The sequence below is a fragment of the Mesorhizobium sp. P2_E10 genome (assembly GCF_056404235.1).
Window position 1 is genome coordinate 188,715 of the sequence record NZ_JBFUEK010000006.1, and the last position, 14,751, is coordinate 203,465.

A 14,751-nucleotide genomic window follows, 5' to 3' on the forward strand; every position below is an offset into this window, starting at 1 on the left:
GGTCGAATCCGCTGCGGAATTGGCTTTGCGCGGCAAATTAGATCGATTCAATCTTCAGTCAAGCATTCGTTGCCGAAAGCGCTTAGGCCAAGCTGGGGTCAGTGATCCTTGGGCCGCCTTGCCTCGAATTCGGCCTTCTTGGCGTCGGAGGCGTCAAGCTGGTTGAGCGCCTGCCATTCGGCATAGGGCATGCCGTAGACGATTTCCCGCGATTGATCCTTGCTGAGATCGACGCCCTCGGCGGTCGCGGCATCGCGATACCAGTTGGACAGGCAATTGCGGCAGAAGCCGGCGAGGTTCATCAAATCGATGTTCTGCACGTCTGAGCGCTCGCGCAGATGCGCCAGCAGCCGGCGGAAGGCGGCGGCTTCGAAATCGCGTTGCTGCTCGTCGCTGAGTTCGGTCATCATAAACCTCCTAACAGCGGCCCGGTGCGCGAGCCGAAGATTTTCACCTGGTGTATATCGGGACGACGATCGATCGCGTCAACGATCGGCGCCAGCCGTTCGGCCCAGGCGAGCGCGCCCTTCTGATCTGATATCAGGTCCTGGCGGATCTCGATCAGCACATGGGCAAACCCGTTGACGATGGCATGCTTGAACATGGTGTCGCCACGCAGAGCGCCGTCATAAGGTTCGTTGTCGCCGACGATGAGGGTTTTGTCCTCGGCCAGCATGTCGATCAGCGGCCGCGCCACGCGGTCGTCGAGGTCCCACAATATGCCGACGTGCCAGGGGCGTTCGACGCCCTGCATCACCGGCGTGAAGGAATGCACCGAAAAGATGAAAGGCGCCTGCGCGGAAGCCTGCGCGACGGAGGCGATCATGGCGCCGACCGCGTCATGGTAGGGCCGGTAGAAGCGGTCCAGCCGCCGTTCCCGCTCCTCGGCAGCGATGGGATAGTTTCCCGGCACGACGGTGCCGTCATAGAGCTGCCGAATCAGCGTCGGGTCGTCCTCGCCGCGATTGGGGTCGATCAGCAGTCGGGAAAAATTGGCGATCAGCGCCGGCACGCCGAGCAGTGCCGCCAGTTCACGCGTCACCGCCTCAACGCCGATGTCGTAGGCGATGTGGCGCTCGAATTCGGCTGCGGGCAGGCCGAGGCTGCCATACTCCTCGGGCAGGTCGCGCCGGGCGTGGTCGGCCAGCAGCACGATGCCGCGCTTGCGGTCGCCTTCGACGATATCGAAAGGCGCGAAAACTGTGGATCGGGTCATTGGCTGGAAATGGTCTGTTCGCTGGCTTCCGGGGAGGGTGGTATCGTCATTCCACGAAGAGGACGCTGGCGCAATGCCGTTGTTTGGCCACGGTTTCTGCGAAAATCCGACAAAAGGCGGCAGACCGCGCGCCGGGGGCGTTTCTAAATCGATTGGAATTGGACAGAACGGCGCGTTGACATGCGCCCGGACTTTTCCGAAAAGGGGCGTTGAGAGATGCACATGTGGTTGTTGAGGGGTTTCAGGATGGGTTCCGCCGGCAGGCCGCGCATGCGCACCGCCTTTGCCATGCCGATCCTGGTCCTCACGGTTGGCTTGTCGGCGATGGTTTCGGCCTCGCCCGCCCGCGCCGACTTCCGCGTCTGCAACGCCACGCAGAACCTTGTCGGCGTCGGCATCGGCTACCGCGCCAAGGCCGGCTGGATTACCGAGGGCTGGTGGCACATCGAGGGATCGAGCTGCAAGACGCTGATCGAAGGTCCGCTGTCATCAAGGTTTTACTATCTTTATGCAGAAGACGCCGAGCGTGGCGGGCGCTGGGACGGTCCGATCAACATGTGCGTGGCCGAAAAAGAGTTCAAGATCGCCGGCGTAACCGATTGCGTCGCCCGGGGCTTCCAGCGCGCCGGATTCCAAGAATATGACACGGGTGAACAGGCAAGCTGGATGGTCCAGCTGACCGATGAGCCCGCAACGGGAGGCGCCCCAGCCGCCCCGGGAACAAACAGTCAATGAGACGTAGCCGCAAGGTCAAGATCCTCGCCACCATCGGTCCGGCCTCCTCGTCCGAGGAGATGCTGAAGAAGCTTTTCGAAGCCGGCGCCGATGTGTTCCGCATCAATATGAGCCACACCGATCACGATCTGATGCGCACGCTTGTCGGCCGCATCCGCACGGTCGAGGAAGCGGTCGGCCGTCCGATCGGCATCCTCGCCGACCTGCAGGGACCCAAATTGCGCGTCGGCAAGTTCGCCAACGGCAAGGAGGTGCTGACCGTCGGCCAGACCTTCACGCTCGACAACAATCCGGAACCCGGCACGTCGACAAGGGTCTATCTGCCGCATCCCGAAATCCTGAGCTCGGTCGAGGCCGGCCATCGCCTGTTGATCGATGACGGCAAGCTCGAATTGAAGGCGGTAAAGAGCGACGGCAAGGCCATCGTCTGCACCGTCATTGCCGGCACCACCATTTCCGACAAGAAGGGCGTCAGCCTGCCCGACACCGATCTGCCGGTCGGGGCGCTGACCGACAAGGACCGCAAGGACCTTGATGCGGTGCTGGCGACCGGTGTCGACTGGGTGGCGCTGTCGTTCGTGCAGCGGCCAGAGGATCTGGCCGAGGCGCGCAAGATCGCGCGCGGCCGGGCGCTGATCATGGCCAAGATCGAAAAGCCGCAAGCGGTGGCCCGGCTGGCCGAGATCATCGAACTCTCGGACGCGCTGATGGTCGCGCGCGGCGATCTCGGCGTCGAGATGCCGCTCGAAGCCGTGCCCGGCATCCAGAAGCAGATCACGCGTGCGGCGCGGCGCGCCGGCAAGCCGGTGGTTGTCGCCACGCAGATGCTGGAATCGATGATCACAGCACCCGTGCCGACCCGCGCCGAAGTCTCCGACGTATCGATCGCCGTGTTCGAAGGTGCCGACGCCGTCATGCTCTCGGCTGAATCCGCCGCCGGCGCCTATCCGGTCGAAGCGGTGGCGATGATGGACCGCATCGCCACCAAGGTTGAAACCGATCCCACCTATGCCGGCATCATCAACGCGCAGCGCTCGGAGCCGGAAGCGACCGGCGCCGACGCCATCTCGCTTGCCGCCCGCGAAATCGCCGAGACGCTGAAACTGTCGGCGATCATCACCTATACGGCGTCAGGCACCACCGGCCTGCGCGCCGCGCGTGAGCGGCCGCAGGTGCCGATCGTGGCGCTGTCGCCGATCCTCAACACGGCGCGACGGCTGTCGCTTTTGTGGGGCACGCATTGCGTGGTCTCGCCCGATGCCAGCGACCTCGACGACATGGTCGACCGCGCCTGCCGCATCGCTCTCGAGGAAGGGTTCGGCAAGCCCGGCGACCGAGTCATCATCACGGCCGGTGTGCCGTTGCGCACGCCCGGTTCGACCAACATGCTGCGCATCGCCTATATCGGCTCGGACTCGCACGCCGGCCACTAGGTCGGCGCGAGTTCGGCCTCAGGCACTTTGAGGTCGGCGCATTTGCCGGCGCCATAGGCATCGCCGGCGATCCGTGCTTCCACGGTCTTGGCCATCGCCTGCAGGTCGATGGCCTTGCCGGCCACCTTTTCGATCGCGCCGACGACCAGATCGGGCGCGATCCAGTCGGGCTTGTGACCGAGATTGTGGACCCAGACCAGTTCGGCGCCGGGGATATCACGAACCAGACCGACCGAATGGATCGTGGCATAGACCACCTTGTCGCGATCCCCTGAGATAACCACGGTCGGTGCCTTGATCTCGCGGTAGTGCGGCGAGGCGTCGAGCGCATAGCGGTAAAGCCCGGCGACATCGGTGGCGTTGGAGCGGAAGGCTTTGGGCCTGAGCACCAGCGGGATCGAAGCCCTATCGACATAGTCGTCCGGCACCTTGTTGGGGGAAAAGACGCAGGTGGTGGCGTCGTCCATCTGCAATGTTCCCGCCGGATAGGTCAGCGTTTCGGAAAACAGCCAGCCGACGACCGGAAGGGTGGTCAGACTGTAATACCAGGAGGTCGCGCCGCCCGGCCAGGGATGGCTGACGGGCGAGATGAAGACGAGGCCAAGCGTCCTGTCCTGGTGTTCGCGGCCAAAGGCTGTTGTCACGGCGCCGCCAAAGGAATGGCCGACGATAATGGCTTGTCTGATGCCGAGACGGTCCATCAATGCCGCGATGGTGTTGGCCTGCGCCGACGGGTTCTCGTTGCTGCCCGGGCCGCGCCCCGACCAGCCGTGACCTGGGCGGTCGAAGAAAACCATCTCGGCACGGCCTTCAAGCAAGGGCCGCAGCGGCAGCATCTGGTCTTTTAGATTGGCGCTGGCGCCGTGGATGAAGATGATCGGCGGCAGTTCGGCATTTTCCGGCGCCGGAACATGAACATAGTGGATGCGGGCGCCATCGATGTCGACGAATTCGCCGCCTGGCGGATTGCGACGTTCGATCAGCCACGCGCCGGCGCGGGTAACCCCGACAAGGGTAAGGACAAGCGCCATCAGGAAGGCGAGCGCGGCGTAGATCAGGTTCATGGGGGATATACGGGGGTGGAGAGGGATAAGTTTGTGGGGTGGGCAGTAGGCAGTAGGATGTGATCAGCCGCTTATCCTACTGCCCACGCCCTATTCCCTACTGCCTATATTAAATTCCTTCGCCGGCAAGCTCCTCCGAAAGCGTCGCGACCTGATCCTGGGCGCTGCGCATCATCGGATAGATGCCCAGCACCTTCTGCCAGGCTTCGAGCGCCGATTGCTTGTGGCCGGTCGCCGCCATGATCTGCGCCAGCCCCGAAAGCGCGCCGAAATGGCGTGGCTCCAACTGCAGTGTGTGGTCGATGTCGGACATCGACTTTCCAAAATTCTTCATCATGTAGTGCACGGTGGCGCGCCGGTTCCAGCCCTCGGCATAGGTCGGCTGCAAGGTCACAACCTGGTCGAGGAAATCGAGCGCGACGTCGAATTTCTGGTTCTCGATCGCCTTTTGCGACCACAGCATCATCAGGTCAATCGAAGCGCTGCCGGATTGGAACCATTCGCTCCAGATGTGCCCGGCAATGCGCTCGGCGGCCTTTTCGTTGCGTTCGCGCTTCAGGTCGGCGAACAGCTGGTCGAGCCTGGCTGCCTTGGTCTCGGCAACCGGAGGGCCGACCGGGTCGTCCGCCCAAGCGGGCAAGACGGCGCTGGAGAGGAAAAGGGCGGTTAGAAATGCAAAAAGAATCCGCATCGCCGGAATCTAACCCCGGACGGCGGATCGTCAAACTGAAATTAGCGTGAAAAGGCCGGCAAGCCGGCAATAAACATCATGCGGGCGGAGGCAGAGAGCCTCCGGCCGAAAACTCAGCCCTGGCGCGCCTTGTAGCGCGGAGCGGTCTTGTTGATGATGTAGACGCGGCCCTTGCGGCGAACCAGCTGGTTGTCGCGGTGACGCGCCTTCAGCGCCTTGAGCGAATTCTTGATCTTCATGGTCTTGCCCGTCGGTCTGGGCCCATCCCGGGCCGAATTATTAAGGCGCGCTCGGAAAGCGCGCCTTGAACTTGTGCGTGGCTCATAAACGAGGAGCCTTGTCCGTGTCAACCGCAAGCGTGCTCATAGACGACGCGAATGCATCGCACCATCAAATATCTACCATCGGCGCCTTGAGGCATTGCGCCGTCCGGGCCCGGCTGGAATGATGCCGAAGCCGCGAAGTGATTTGGGGACCATCATGCGCCGAATTTTTCTGACCGCCTGTCTTGTCGTCCTGGCGTCGGCCGCGCGTGCGGAAGATTGCGACCGCAGCGACGACAGCCAGCAGATGATGACCATCTGTGCCAGCGAAGACTTCAGCGCGGCCGACGCGAAGCTCAACGAGACCTACCAGAATCTCATCGGCGCAAGTGACGCCAACACCGGGAAACTGCTGCAGACCGCGCAACGCGCCTGGATCGTCTTTCGCGACGCGGAGTGCCAATATGCCACCGCGGGCAGTGAAGACGGCTCCATCCATCCGATGGAGGTTTCGGCATGCCTGACACGCTTGACCAACGACCGCATCAATCAGCTTACCGCTGCTACGAACTGCGACGACAGCGATGCGAGCTGCGCCAGCCCCGACGAGGACGAGGGCGACATCCAATAAGATGGTTTAGCCGCGGCGGCTGATCCGGGTGAAGTGGCCCATCTTGCGGCCGGGGCGCGCCTCGGCCTTGCCGTAGAGATGCAGCATCAGATCGGGCTCGGCGAGCAGGGCGGGAACGCGCAAGATATCGTCGCCGATCAGGTTTTCCATGACGCAGTCCGAATGCCGGCCGGGGTTGCCGAGCGGCAGGCCGGCGACGGCGCGGATATGCTGCTCGAACTGCGAGACGACGCAGGCGGCTTCCGTCCAATGGCCGGAATTGTGGACGCGCGGCGCAATTTCATTGGCCAGCAGCGAGCCGTCGGCGAGAACGAAAAACTCGACGCCGATGACGCCGACATAGTCGAGCGCCGCGAGTATCTTTGCAGCCGCGGCCTGCGCTGCCGCAGCTGTCTCGCGCTTTATCCCGGCCGGCAAGGTCGAGCTGTGCAGGATGCCGTGGCGGTGGACATTTTCGGCCGGATCGTAGGCGGCGACAGCGCCGTCCAGCCCACGCGCTGCGATCACTGAAATCTCGCGCTCGAAGGCGACGAAGGCCTCGAGGATCAGCGGCACGCCGCCCATCGCCTCGCAGGTGCCGGCAAAGCCGCCCGCTTCCATGTTGCGGAAGACGCGCTGGCCCTTGCCGTCATAGCCCATGCGCCGCGTCTTCAGGATGCCGCTGCCGTCGAACTTTTTCAGCGCCGCTGTCAGTTCGTCGTCATTGTCGACGGGGCAGAAATCCGCGGTCTGGATGCCGATGCCGTTGAGGAATTTCTTCTCGGCGACACGGTCTTGTGCCACCTCCAGCGCGCGCGCCGGCGGGTAAACCGGAACCGTTGCGGCAAGTGCGCTGGCGGCCGCGACCGGAACGTTTTCAAATTCGTAGGTGACGACGGCGCTGACTGCTGCCAGGTCCGCAAGAGCGGTTGCATCGTCATAGGCGGCTGTGATCTGCCGGTTGGCGACCTGTGAAGCCGGACAATCCGCTTGCGGCTCCAGCACCACCGTGCGGTAGCCGAGGCGGGCCGCTGCCATGGCCAGCATGCGGCCGAGCTGACCGCCGCCGATGATACCGATGGTCGATCCCGCCGGCAGGCTCACGGCGCGTCCGTCGGTTCGGCGGCGACCTTGGCGGTCTGCGTGGCACGCCAGGCATCGAGCCGAGCAGCGAGCTTGTCATCGTAGAGCGCCAGCACGGCCGCGGCCAACAGGGCGGCGTTGGCAGCACCGGCCTTGCCGATGGCCAGCGTGCCGACCGGAATGCCGGCCGGCATCTGGACGATGGAGAGCAGCGAGTCCTTTCCCGACAGCGCCTTCGATTCCACTGGAACGCCGAACACCGGCAACGGCGTCATCGCCGCCGTCATGCCCGGCAGATGGGCAGCACCGCCGGCACCGGCAATGATCACCTTGTAGCCGGCCGCCTTGGCGCCCTTGGCAAAGTCATACAGCCGGTCGGGGGTGCGGTGGGCCGAGATGATCAGCCGGCTGTGCGGGATGCCCAGCGCCTCCAGCGTTTCGGCGGCATGGCGCATCGTCGCCCAATCAGACTGGCTGCCCATGATGATGGCGACGTCGGCGCGGTGATCGTTCAAGCTTTTGCTCCCGGCGGCAAAGGCGCGCATTAGCGGAATTCGCGCAAAGCCGCAAGGAACAAGCACCTGCCGGTCGAGACAAAGGGTTTGCGGGGATCAGTCGACCCTGACGACGAAGTGCTTGGTCACCGGCTCGATGATCTTCCACGTGCCCTTGAAATCGGCTTCGACCACGAAAGCGTCGCCAGGGCCGACTTCGACGGGCGTGCCGCCATCGGGCGTGATGATGATGCGGCCGGCGATCATGTGCACGAACTCATAGTCGCTGTAGGTCGCGTGCCAGGTGCCCGGCGTCGCCTGCCAGGTTCCTGAGATAACCTTGCCGTCGGCGGTGGTGTGCTGGACGGCGGTTTTCATGGTCGGCTTGCCCTCGACCACGACCCAGCCCGCAAGATCGCCGGCCTCGGCGTTGTCGACGGCGCCGAATTTGAGGATGGTCTTGTCTGTCATGATCGGGCTCCGTGTGCCGGCATTGGCTGCCCGGTCAATAGCCGATGCGCCCGGCGCGGGCAACGCGGATGCGATGTCCAACCGGTCCAGCCGGCCAGTTTAGTCCGGCCAGCGCAAGGCGCCGGAAGACTCCTTGCGGGGGGACTTCATGGCGTCCTTGGGACGGTCAGCTGCGCTCAACACCGCGCGCAGCCTTTCGGCGACGATCTCCGCCTCGCCGGGGTGCAGATTGCAGGGGTCGAGGAAGAAGTGGCCGCGCTCGACCTCGTGGTTGCGGACGATGATCGGCGGCGAGCCCGCGGCAAGCGCCGAGGCAAGGCCGGCGGCGCTGAAGCGGCTCTCGGGTGAGACAAAGATCTGCAGCCGGTCGAGCGGGTTGGCTGTCGGATCGGGAATGATGATCGCGGCGATGCCGGGCAGCCCTTGCAGTGCGTCTTTCCAAAGACGCAGCGCTGCGTCCTCGCGCTGGCGGATGCCGGCATGGTCGCGCTTTTCCCAGGCTTCCAGAGCCGCCATGGTGCCGGCAATGCTTTCCTTGCCGACCTTCATGGCGCGGGCCACGCCTCGGTTCTGCAGATAGGCTGTGCGCACCAGATCCTTGCGCCCGGTGACGATGCCGCTGGTCGGTCCTGAGAGGAATTTGTGGCCGCTGTAGACGACGATATCGGCGCCGCGCGCGAGGAATCTGCGCAAATCGTATTCCGAGGCGGCGTCTACGATCACCGGCACGCCCTTGGCGTGGCAGATCTCGCAGAATTCCTCGAGCGACAGCATGCCATACTGCACCGTGTGGTGGGCAACGACGTAGAGTGCCGCCGCCGTGCGCTCGTTGATCGCCTCGCGCACGTGATAATCCTGCGTCACGCTGACCGTGCCGGCAGGTATCACCTTGGCGCCGGCCACCCGTACTGACTGGTCGATGGGCGCGCCGTAATTGACGATATGGCCAAGCTGGATGACGACTTCGGACTTCAGCCCTTCGGTATCGTCGGGCAACCGTTCGATCGCCAGCAAATTGGTGCCGGTCATTGCCCCGGCGATGGCCATGGTGATGCCGCTGGCACAGCATGCGGTGATGAAGCCGGCCTCGCCGCCGGTGAGGCGGGCAATGACCGTGCTTGCGGCACGTTGCAGGTCGTCCATCTCCACCCATTGCGAGGCGATTTCCGCCATCGCGCTGATCGCTTCCGGGACGATGATCGAGGCGCCGAGCGTCGTCATCGTGCCGGAGACGTTGATGATCGGTCGCAGGCCGAGCCGTTCGCGGATCGTGGTGTTGGAGCCGTTAGCGGAATAGGTTTTCATCTCGGCAGATCCATTTCCAAAAAGTCAGGCGGCGATCTCGACGACCGCCTCGATTTCGACTGTGATGTTGCCCGGCAGCGAGCCGACGCCGATCGCCGAGCGGGCGTGGCCACCGATAGTATCGAAAACAGCGGCGAAAAGATCGGAGCAGCCATTGACCACCTTAGGGTGGTCGCTGAACGTCGGGACGGCATTGACGAAGCCAAGCAGCTTGACGATGCGCACAATGCGGCCGAGATCGCCGGCCGCGGCGTGCATGACGGCGAGCAGGTTCAAGCCGGTGAGACGGGCATGGCCATAGGCTTCTTCCACCGTGACGTCGTCGCCGACCTTGCCGGTGCAAAGCGTGCCGTCGGCGCGCAACGGCCCCTGGCCGGAAAGGAAGATCAGCCGTCCGCTCTCGGCATGGGTGACGAAATTGGCGATCGGTGTCGGCGGCTCGGGCAGCGTCAGGCCCAGTTCGGCGAGCCGGATGTAAGGCGTCATAAAAGGGCTCCTTGCAACAGCTTGCGCTGCCGATGTCAAAAATGCGAGGCGCGGAACCGCGCCAGGAAGCTGCGAAGACGTTCGTTCTCGAACCCCTCGGCCAGGATTTCGGCAGGCGGGCCTACGGCGCTGACGCCGCCATCGGCCATGAAGACGATGCGGCTCGAGGCGTCGCGGGCAAAGGCCATTTCGTGCGTGACCATCAGCATCGTCATGCCGTCCTCGGCCAGGCTGCGCACGACTTCGAGCACCTCGCCGACGAGTTCGGGATCGAGCGCCGAAGTGATCTCATCGAGCAGCAGGATTTTTGGCTCCATCGCCACGGCGCGGGCAATGCCGACGCGCTGCTGCTGGCCGCCGGAAAGCTCGGCCGGCAGGCTGTCGGCCTTGTGGGCGAGGCCGACCCGGCCGAGCCAATGTTCGGCAATGGAACGCGCCTCGGCTTCGCTTTTTCCCCGCACCTTGCGCAGGCCAAGCATGATGTTGCCGGCAGCCGTCAGATGCGGAAACAGGTTGAAGCCCTGGAACACCATGCCGGTCTCGGCGCGCATCGCGGCCAGGTCGCGCTCGCTGCGGCGCTGGCGTGTTCCCGTCTCGCGATAGCCGACTTCCTTGCCGTCGATGCGGATCGAGCCGCTGTCATAGCTTTCGAGGAAGTTGACGCAGCGCAGCAGCGTGGTCTTGCCGCTGCCGGAGGGGCCGATGACGGTTACCACTTCGCCGCGCGTGACCTGCAGGCTTACGGAGCGCAGCACGGCGACGGTGCCGAAGGCCTTGGAGACATCGCGGACTTCAAGCAGCGCGGGGCTGGCGTTTGTGGCGTCGGACATCATGCTATTCCCGAATGAAGGAGAAACGCCGCTCCAGCCGCCGGCTGGCGAGCGAGAGCGCGTAATTGACGGCGAAATAGATAAGCGCGCCGAGGATATAGAGCGGCATAGCCTCATAGGTGCGGCCGATGACCTGGTTGATCGCCTGCATCAGGTCGGTGATGCCGAGCAGCGAGACTAGGGCGCTGCCCTTGACCGCATCGGTGACGCCATTGATCCAGGGCGGCAGGAAGCGCCTGAAGGCCTGCGGAAAGATGACGTAGGTGAGACGTTGGCGAAAGGTCAGCCCGATCGCCATCGCCGCTTCGGATTGCCCCTTCGGGATGGAGCCGACCGCGCCTCGGAGATATTCGATGACTTGCGCCGTCTTGAACAGGGTGAGCGCCAGCACGGCAGCCCAGAAGGACTCCAGATGGATGCCGACTGCAGGCAGGCCGTAATAGACGAAGAAGATCAGCACCAGGATCGGAATGCCGCGGATGGTGTCGCTGAAGATACGCACCGCCCAGCGTAAGGGTGCTGGACCGTAGACAAGGCCGACGCCCATCGCCACGCCGGCCCCAAGTGAAAAGACGACGACCAGCAGCGACACCCACAAGGTCAGGGCGAAGCCCTGGGCGAGGAACGGCAGAGCGTAGAGGATCTGGGTGAGCATGTCAGCGTGCCGCCCTGAACCGGCGCTCGACGAGGCGCAGCGCAAAAAGCAGCGCGTAGCCGGTCAACAGGTACATCGCCGTTGTGACCAGGTAGACCTCGACGATGCGGAAGGTGTTGAAGTTGATCCATTGCGCGCCGTAGGTGAGTTCGGGCACCGAAATGACCGACGCGATCGACGTGTCCTTGAACAGCGATATGAAGGTGTTGGAAAGCGCCGGCAAGGTTATGCGCAGCATCGTCGGCAGACGCACATGCAGCAGCCTTTGCCAGGGCGTCAGGCCGATCGCCTTGCCGGCGTCGAGCTGTCCGCGCGGCACGGCTTCGAGTCCTGAGCGGAACACCTCGACCAGATAGGCGCCGCTGTAGAGCGACAGCGTGGCGACGAACGAGGTCTGGGCGTTGTAGGCGAGATCGATGACCGTCGGCAGGCCATAGAAGACCAGATAGACCAGCAGGATCAGCGGCACGTTGCGGATGAATTCGACATAGGCGGCGATGATCGACCGTACGATGCGCCCGGCCGAAACGTACCAGACCGCCAATACGAGCCCGATGACGATGCCGATGGCGATCGAGATGACGGCGAGCTCGAGACTGAGCAGCAGGCCGCCCCAGAGCTTGTCGAAATGCCGCCAGATTAAATTGAAGTTGAGGGCATAGCCCATGCGTCTGCCTCAATACCCAGCATGGCTCACGCTGTCGAGGAGAAGGAGGCGGAAGGGCGTTTGCTCGCCCCTCCGCCGGCTTTTTGTCAGATGACCGGAAAACCGGGATGCCGCGCCGGCGGCTCCAGCCCGAAATAGTCCTTGAATGCCGCGTCGTAGAGCGCCGTTTCATGACCGAACATTGCGGTCGCGAAGGTCGTGTTGACGAAGGTCAGCCAGTCGAGATCGCCCTGCCGGAGTGCGGCTCCATAGAGCATCGAGAACCAGCTCTTGCCGGCGTCGAAGTACTTGTCGGGATTGCGCGAGGCGAGCCAGCGGACCGTCGAGAGATCGACGGCGGCAGCGTCGACGCGCTTCGATTCCAGTGCCTGCAGCACGTTGGCCTGTGTGTCGATCTGCATCACCTGCGACTGTGGCAGGACGAGATGGACATTCTGCTCGGCATCGACGTTCTGCAGGATGGAAATCCGTGTCGCCGAACCGCCGGCGAGCAGCTTGTCGAATGTCTTGTTCTCGGCGGTCGGAAGCGTCAGCAGCGCGACGCCCTCGACATAGTAGGGCCGGGAAAAATTGATCAACTGCGAGCGTTGGGCGGTCATGGTCATGAACTGGATGGTGATGTCGACCTTGTTGGTGGTGACATTCGGAATCCGCTGCGCCGGGTCCTGCATGACGAACTCGACCTTGGTCGGGTCGTCAAAAAGCCCCTTGGCGAGAATGTGCCCCATGGTGATGTCCATGCCGACGAGTTCGCCGGCATCGTTCTCAAAATGCCAGGGTGCGTTGGTGCTGCCGGTGCCGACGATCACCTTGCCGCGATCGAGAACGGTGCGCAGGAGGCTGTCGGGTGCTGCCTGGGCAGCCGCTTTCTTGACATCGACCGCGGTTGCCGCGCTCATCACACCGGCCGTTGCCAGCCCGGCCATTCCCAGTTTCAGAAAATCACGTCTCTTGGATGTGTCGTTCACTGCGACCTCCTTTTCGTGTGTATTCCCCTTTTTCAGACACATGCGTCTGTTGATTTCGCGATTTGTCTCTTACAAAAGACACATGTATCCTATACAAGACAGATACTAACACGAGGAATCGACAATGCAAGATGGCAATGGCTTGGCAGCCGTTTCGGATATCGGTCAGGACGAAGACAGGGTTTCAGGCTCCCGCGAGAAGGGCCTCACCCGGGTGCTGCAGATTCTGCAGTTCCTGCACACGACCCAGCGCGCCATCGGTATCGGCGACCTCGCCAAGGGCGTGAACGCGCCGCGCTCGACGACCTATACGCTGGTGCGCTCGCTGGTCGATGCCGGCCTGCTGGAATTGGCCGGCGACGGTAATCGCGTCTATTTCGGCAAGAAGCTTTATCTCTACGGAATGGATTATGTGAGGGGCAACGACCTGCTCAGGCGAGGGCGCCAGGAGGTCGACAATCTGTCGCGCGAGACCGGCGAGACCTCTGAACTGTGCATGCTGCAAAGCGGCCGTTACACGATCGTCCATTCAAGCCCGGGCACCAGGCCGTTCCGCATCAGCTCGGCGACAGGCCTGCAGATACCGCTGCCCTGGACCGCTTCGGGGCGGCTGCTGCTGGCAGGTTTCGAACGAGCCGTCATTGAAAGCATGGTGTCGGAGGACGATCTCGTGCTGCCTGACGGTCGCAAATTGAAGCTGGACGATTTCATCGCCGATATCGCCGTCGCCGAGACCACAGGCTATTGCGTCACGTCAGGACTCGTCGATGCCTACACCAAATGCCTGGCCGCGCCGGTGCTTTCGGTGTCAGGCAAGGTCGAGGCGACGATGTGCCTGGTGGTCCCGATCGACACCTCAAAGGAGAAAACCGGCGAGCTCATCACCCTGTTGCGTGAACGCGCAAGGAAGCTTTCGATCGCCGGATAGCCCCCTTGTTCGGGCGCAGCCCGGCAAACGCCGTTCAGGCGATGATGTCTGGGATGATCTTGTCTTCCAGCGCCATCAGCCGGTCCTTCAGGAACAGCTTCTTCTTCTTCATGCGCTGGATCTGAAGGGGATCACAGCCCATGGCGATCATCGCATTGATGGCCGCATCGAAATCGGCGTGTTCTTGCTTCAGCCGAGAATATTCGAGGCGGACATCAGCCTGTTCCTGGTCGGACATTATCTACCGTCTGCACGTCTGCGGCGCCCAAAATGGGCCTGATTGGGCGGGACCGGCGTCTTTTTGCAAGCCGGCGCGCAGCCCATATCACATTTCACATTGTCGTGGAATGCTACCACGCAGCATTCGACATCAATGCCGGATGGTGGCAGACTGTCACCGTGCCGTCACAGAAGCGAGCCTGCGGTGGACGCCTTGGCGGCTGCAATCGAGGAAACCATGAAAGGGAGAACCAATCATGTCTCTTGCTTCCCATCTTGATGAGTTGCAGCGGAAACACGGCGACATCGAACGCGAAATCGATGATGCAATGAACCATCCATCGGTCGACGACCTCGAAATCGTGAATCTCAAGCGGCGCAAGCTGGCACTCAAGGACGAGATTGAAAAACTGAAAGCGACGAAGCCGACGACACATTGACGCTCCACAGCTGAGATAGCCGCTTCACGCGGTGAATTGTCTTGCCGGCGGCAGGTGCTGTCGCCGGAAGCGGCTGTGTTTGGCAGCAAATTTCCGAAATCGATGCTTCTGGCGGCACCCCGCAATGCGGTTCCTGCCATGATTGCGTGAGCGATTTGATCGCCCAGTGGCGACCTGTCGCCATTGACAAGCC

Annotated in this window: 20 protein-coding genes; 5 read left to right on the forward strand and 15 right to left on the reverse strand. The window is 63.0% G+C overall.

The window, feature by feature from the left end; all coding sequences use genetic code 11:
- Positions 1-98 precede the first annotated feature (98 nt).
- Entirely contained in the window at positions 99-407 is a 309-nt protein-coding gene (locus AC1D0N_RS18060) for a DUF1244 domain-containing protein (RefSeq protein ID WP_477246208.1), read from the reverse strand.
- Positions 407-1,216, reverse strand: coding sequence for an N-formylglutamate amidohydrolase (locus tag AC1D0N_RS18065; protein WP_477246210.1), 810 nt, complete (start codon positions 1,214-1,216; stop codon positions 407-409). The genes AC1D0N_RS18060 and AC1D0N_RS18065 overlap by 1 nt, the downstream gene beginning before the upstream one ends.
- 288 nt (positions 1,217-1,504) lie before the next feature.
- Here AC1D0N_RS18065 and AC1D0N_RS18070 point away from each other — a divergent pair, with 288 nt between their 5' ends.
- Complete coding sequence (locus tag AC1D0N_RS18070; RefSeq protein WP_477246617.1) at positions 1,505-1,951, forward strand: DUF1036 domain-containing protein; 447 nt, start codon at positions 1,505-1,507, stop codon at positions 1,949-1,951.
- The gene (gene pyk / locus AC1D0N_RS18075; protein ID WP_477246212.1) at positions 1,948-3,384 is read left to right on the forward strand and encodes a pyruvate kinase; all 1,437 of its coding nucleotides are present in this window, start codon (positions 1,948-1,950) and stop codon (positions 3,382-3,384) included. Before AC1D0N_RS18070 ends, pyk begins: the two co-directional genes overlap by 4 nt.
- Here the strand turns inward: pyk and AC1D0N_RS18080 are convergent.
- The 3 genes from AC1D0N_RS18080 to ykgO form a co-directional block, all read right to left on the reverse strand.
- Positions 3,381-4,448 carry an alpha/beta fold hydrolase gene (locus AC1D0N_RS18080; protein WP_477246214.1) on the reverse strand — a complete coding sequence of 356 codons (1,068 nt, stop codon included), beginning with the start codon at positions 4,446-4,448 and terminating at the stop codon, positions 3,381-3,383. The genes pyk and AC1D0N_RS18080 overlap by 4 nt on opposite strands.
- A 109-nt stretch (positions 4,449-4,557) precedes the next feature.
- Entirely contained in the window at positions 4,558-5,139 is a 582-nt protein-coding gene (locus tag AC1D0N_RS18085; protein ID WP_477246215.1) for a tetratricopeptide repeat protein, read from the reverse strand.
- A gap of 113 nt (positions 5,140-5,252) precedes the next feature.
- Positions 5,253-5,378 carry a type B 50S ribosomal protein L36 gene (gene ykgO / locus AC1D0N_RS18090; RefSeq protein ID WP_006327841.1) on the reverse strand — a complete coding sequence of 42 codons (126 nt, stop codon included), beginning with the start codon at positions 5,376-5,378 and terminating at the stop codon, positions 5,253-5,255.
- 205 nt (positions 5,379-5,583) lie between these two features.
- On the opposite strand from ykgO, the gene AC1D0N_RS18095 reads away from it, so the two are divergent.
- Positions 5,584-6,033: a lysozyme inhibitor LprI family protein gene (locus AC1D0N_RS18095; protein ID WP_477246217.1), complete on the forward strand. Its 450-nt coding sequence runs from the start codon at positions 5,584-5,586 to the stop codon at positions 6,031-6,033.
- A gap of 6 nt (positions 6,034-6,039) precedes the next feature.
- Here AC1D0N_RS18095 and AC1D0N_RS18100 read toward each other — a convergent pair whose 3' ends face one another.
- From AC1D0N_RS18100 to AC1D0N_RS18140, 9 genes are all read right to left on the reverse strand, one after another.
- On the reverse strand, positions 6,040-7,116 hold the full coding sequence (locus AC1D0N_RS18100) for a 5-(carboxyamino)imidazole ribonucleotide synthase (RefSeq protein WP_477246219.1): 1,077 nt from the start codon (positions 7,114-7,116) through the stop codon (positions 6,040-6,042).
- Positions 7,113-7,610, reverse strand: coding sequence for a 5-(carboxyamino)imidazole ribonucleotide mutase (purE, locus tag AC1D0N_RS18105; protein WP_477246221.1), 498 nt, complete (start codon positions 7,608-7,610; stop codon positions 7,113-7,115). Before purE ends, AC1D0N_RS18100 begins: the two co-directional genes overlap by 4 nt.
- A gap of 96 nt (positions 7,611-7,706) precedes the next feature.
- On the reverse strand, positions 7,707-8,060 hold the full coding sequence (locus tag AC1D0N_RS18110; RefSeq protein WP_477246223.1) for a cupin domain-containing protein: 354 nt from the start codon (positions 8,058-8,060) through the stop codon (positions 7,707-7,709).
- Between the two features lie 99 nt (positions 8,061-8,159).
- Positions 8,160-9,365, reverse strand: a complete 1,206-nt coding sequence (locus AC1D0N_RS18115) for an aminotransferase class V-fold PLP-dependent enzyme (RefSeq protein ID WP_477246225.1) — start codon at positions 9,363-9,365, stop codon at positions 8,160-8,162.
- Between the two features lie 24 nt (positions 9,366-9,389).
- Positions 9,390-9,851 (reverse strand): RidA family protein, encoded by a 462-nt coding sequence (locus AC1D0N_RS18120; RefSeq protein WP_477246226.1) that lies wholly within the window; start codon positions 9,849-9,851, stop codon positions 9,390-9,392.
- 35 nt (positions 9,852-9,886) lie between these two features.
- Positions 9,887-10,681: an amino acid ABC transporter ATP-binding protein gene (locus tag AC1D0N_RS18125; RefSeq protein WP_477246228.1), complete on the reverse strand. Its 795-nt coding sequence runs from the start codon at positions 10,679-10,681 to the stop codon at positions 9,887-9,889.
- A gap of 4 nt (positions 10,682-10,685) precedes the next feature.
- The gene (locus AC1D0N_RS18130; RefSeq protein ID WP_477246230.1) at positions 10,686-11,336 is read right to left on the reverse strand and encodes an amino acid ABC transporter permease; all 651 of its coding nucleotides are present in this window, start codon (positions 11,334-11,336) and stop codon (positions 10,686-10,688) included.
- Position 11,337: 1 nt separating this feature from the next.
- The gene (locus AC1D0N_RS18135) at positions 11,338-12,003 is read right to left on the reverse strand and encodes an amino acid ABC transporter permease (RefSeq protein WP_477246232.1); all 666 of its coding nucleotides are present in this window, start codon (positions 12,001-12,003) and stop codon (positions 11,338-11,340) included.
- An 86-nt stretch (positions 12,004-12,089) separates the two neighbouring features.
- On the reverse strand, positions 12,090-12,971 hold the full coding sequence (locus tag AC1D0N_RS18140; RefSeq protein ID WP_477246234.1) for a transporter substrate-binding domain-containing protein: 882 nt from the start codon (positions 12,969-12,971) through the stop codon (positions 12,090-12,092).
- Positions 12,972-13,095: 124 nt separating this feature from the next.
- Between AC1D0N_RS18140 and AC1D0N_RS18145 the strand changes: the two genes are divergently transcribed.
- Positions 13,096-13,899 (forward strand): IclR family transcriptional regulator, encoded by an 804-nt coding sequence (locus AC1D0N_RS18145; protein ID WP_477246235.1) that lies wholly within the window; start codon positions 13,096-13,098, stop codon positions 13,897-13,899.
- A gap of 34 nt (positions 13,900-13,933) precedes the next feature.
- Here AC1D0N_RS18145 and AC1D0N_RS18150 read toward each other — a convergent pair whose 3' ends face one another.
- The gene (locus tag AC1D0N_RS18150; RefSeq protein ID WP_477246237.1) at positions 13,934-14,137 is read right to left on the reverse strand and encodes a YdcH family protein; all 204 of its coding nucleotides are present in this window, start codon (positions 14,135-14,137) and stop codon (positions 13,934-13,936) included.
- A 238-nt stretch (positions 14,138-14,375) separates the two neighbouring features.
- Here AC1D0N_RS18150 and AC1D0N_RS18155 point away from each other — a divergent pair, with 238 nt between their 5' ends.
- Positions 14,376-14,558 (forward strand): YdcH family protein, encoded by a 183-nt coding sequence (locus AC1D0N_RS18155; protein ID WP_477246239.1) that lies wholly within the window; start codon positions 14,376-14,378, stop codon positions 14,556-14,558.
- The last annotated feature ends 193 nt before the right edge of the window (positions 14,559-14,751 follow it).

Bases quoted from the DNA above. Each gene is read 5' to 3' on its own strand.
- AC1D0N_RS18060 (WP_477246208.1), bottom strand. From the start codon at position 407: ATGACCGAACTCAGCGACGAGCAGCAACGCGATTTCGAAGCCGCCGCC.
- AC1D0N_RS18065 (WP_477246210.1), bottom strand. From the start codon at position 1,216: ATGACCCGATCCACAGTTTTCGCGCCTTTCGATATCGTCGAAGGCGAC.
- AC1D0N_RS18070 (WP_477246617.1), top strand. From the start codon at position 1,505: ATGCCGATCCTGGTCCTCACGGTTGGCTTGTCGGCGATGGTTTCGGCC.
- pyk (WP_477246212.1), top strand. From the start codon at position 1,948: ATGAGACGTAGCCGCAAGGTCAAGATCCTCGCCACCATCGGTCCGGCC.
- AC1D0N_RS18080 (WP_477246214.1), bottom strand. From the start codon at position 4,448: ATGAACCTGATCTACGCCGCGCTCGCCTTCCTGATGGCGCTTGTCCTT.
- AC1D0N_RS18085 (WP_477246215.1), bottom strand. From the start codon at position 5,139: ATGCGGATTCTTTTTGCATTTCTAACCGCCCTTTTCCTCTCCAGCGCC.
- ykgO (WP_006327841.1), bottom strand. From the start codon at position 5,378: ATGAAGATCAAGAATTCGCTCAAGGCGCTGAAGGCGCGTCACCGCGAC.
- AC1D0N_RS18095 (WP_477246217.1), top strand. From the start codon at position 5,584: ATGATGCCGAAGCCGCGAAGTGATTTGGGGACCATCATGCGCCGAATT.
- AC1D0N_RS18110 (WP_477246223.1), bottom strand. From the start codon at position 8,060: ATGACAGACAAGACCATCCTCAAATTCGGCGCCGTCGACAACGCCGAG.
- AC1D0N_RS18115 (WP_477246225.1), bottom strand. From the start codon at position 9,365: ATGAAAACCTATTCCGCTAACGGCTCCAACACCACGATCCGCGAACGG.
- AC1D0N_RS18120 (WP_477246226.1), bottom strand. From the start codon at position 9,851: ATGACGCCTTACATCCGGCTCGCCGAACTGGGCCTGACGCTGCCCGAG.
- AC1D0N_RS18125 (WP_477246228.1), bottom strand. From the start codon at position 10,681: ATGTCCGACGCCACAAACGCCAGCCCCGCGCTGCTTGAAGTCCGCGAT.
- AC1D0N_RS18130 (WP_477246230.1), bottom strand. From the start codon at position 11,336: ATGCTCACCCAGATCCTCTACGCTCTGCCGTTCCTCGCCCAGGGCTTC.
- AC1D0N_RS18135 (WP_477246232.1), bottom strand. From the start codon at position 12,003: ATGGGCTATGCCCTCAACTTCAATTTAATCTGGCGGCATTTCGACAAG.
- AC1D0N_RS18145 (WP_477246235.1), top strand. From the start codon at position 13,096: ATGCAAGATGGCAATGGCTTGGCAGCCGTTTCGGATATCGGTCAGGAC.
- AC1D0N_RS18150 (WP_477246237.1), bottom strand. From the start codon at position 14,137: ATGTCCGACCAGGAACAGGCTGATGTCCGCCTCGAATATTCTCGGCTG.
- AC1D0N_RS18155 (WP_477246239.1), top strand. From the start codon at position 14,376: ATGTCTCTTGCTTCCCATCTTGATGAGTTGCAGCGGAAACACGGCGAC.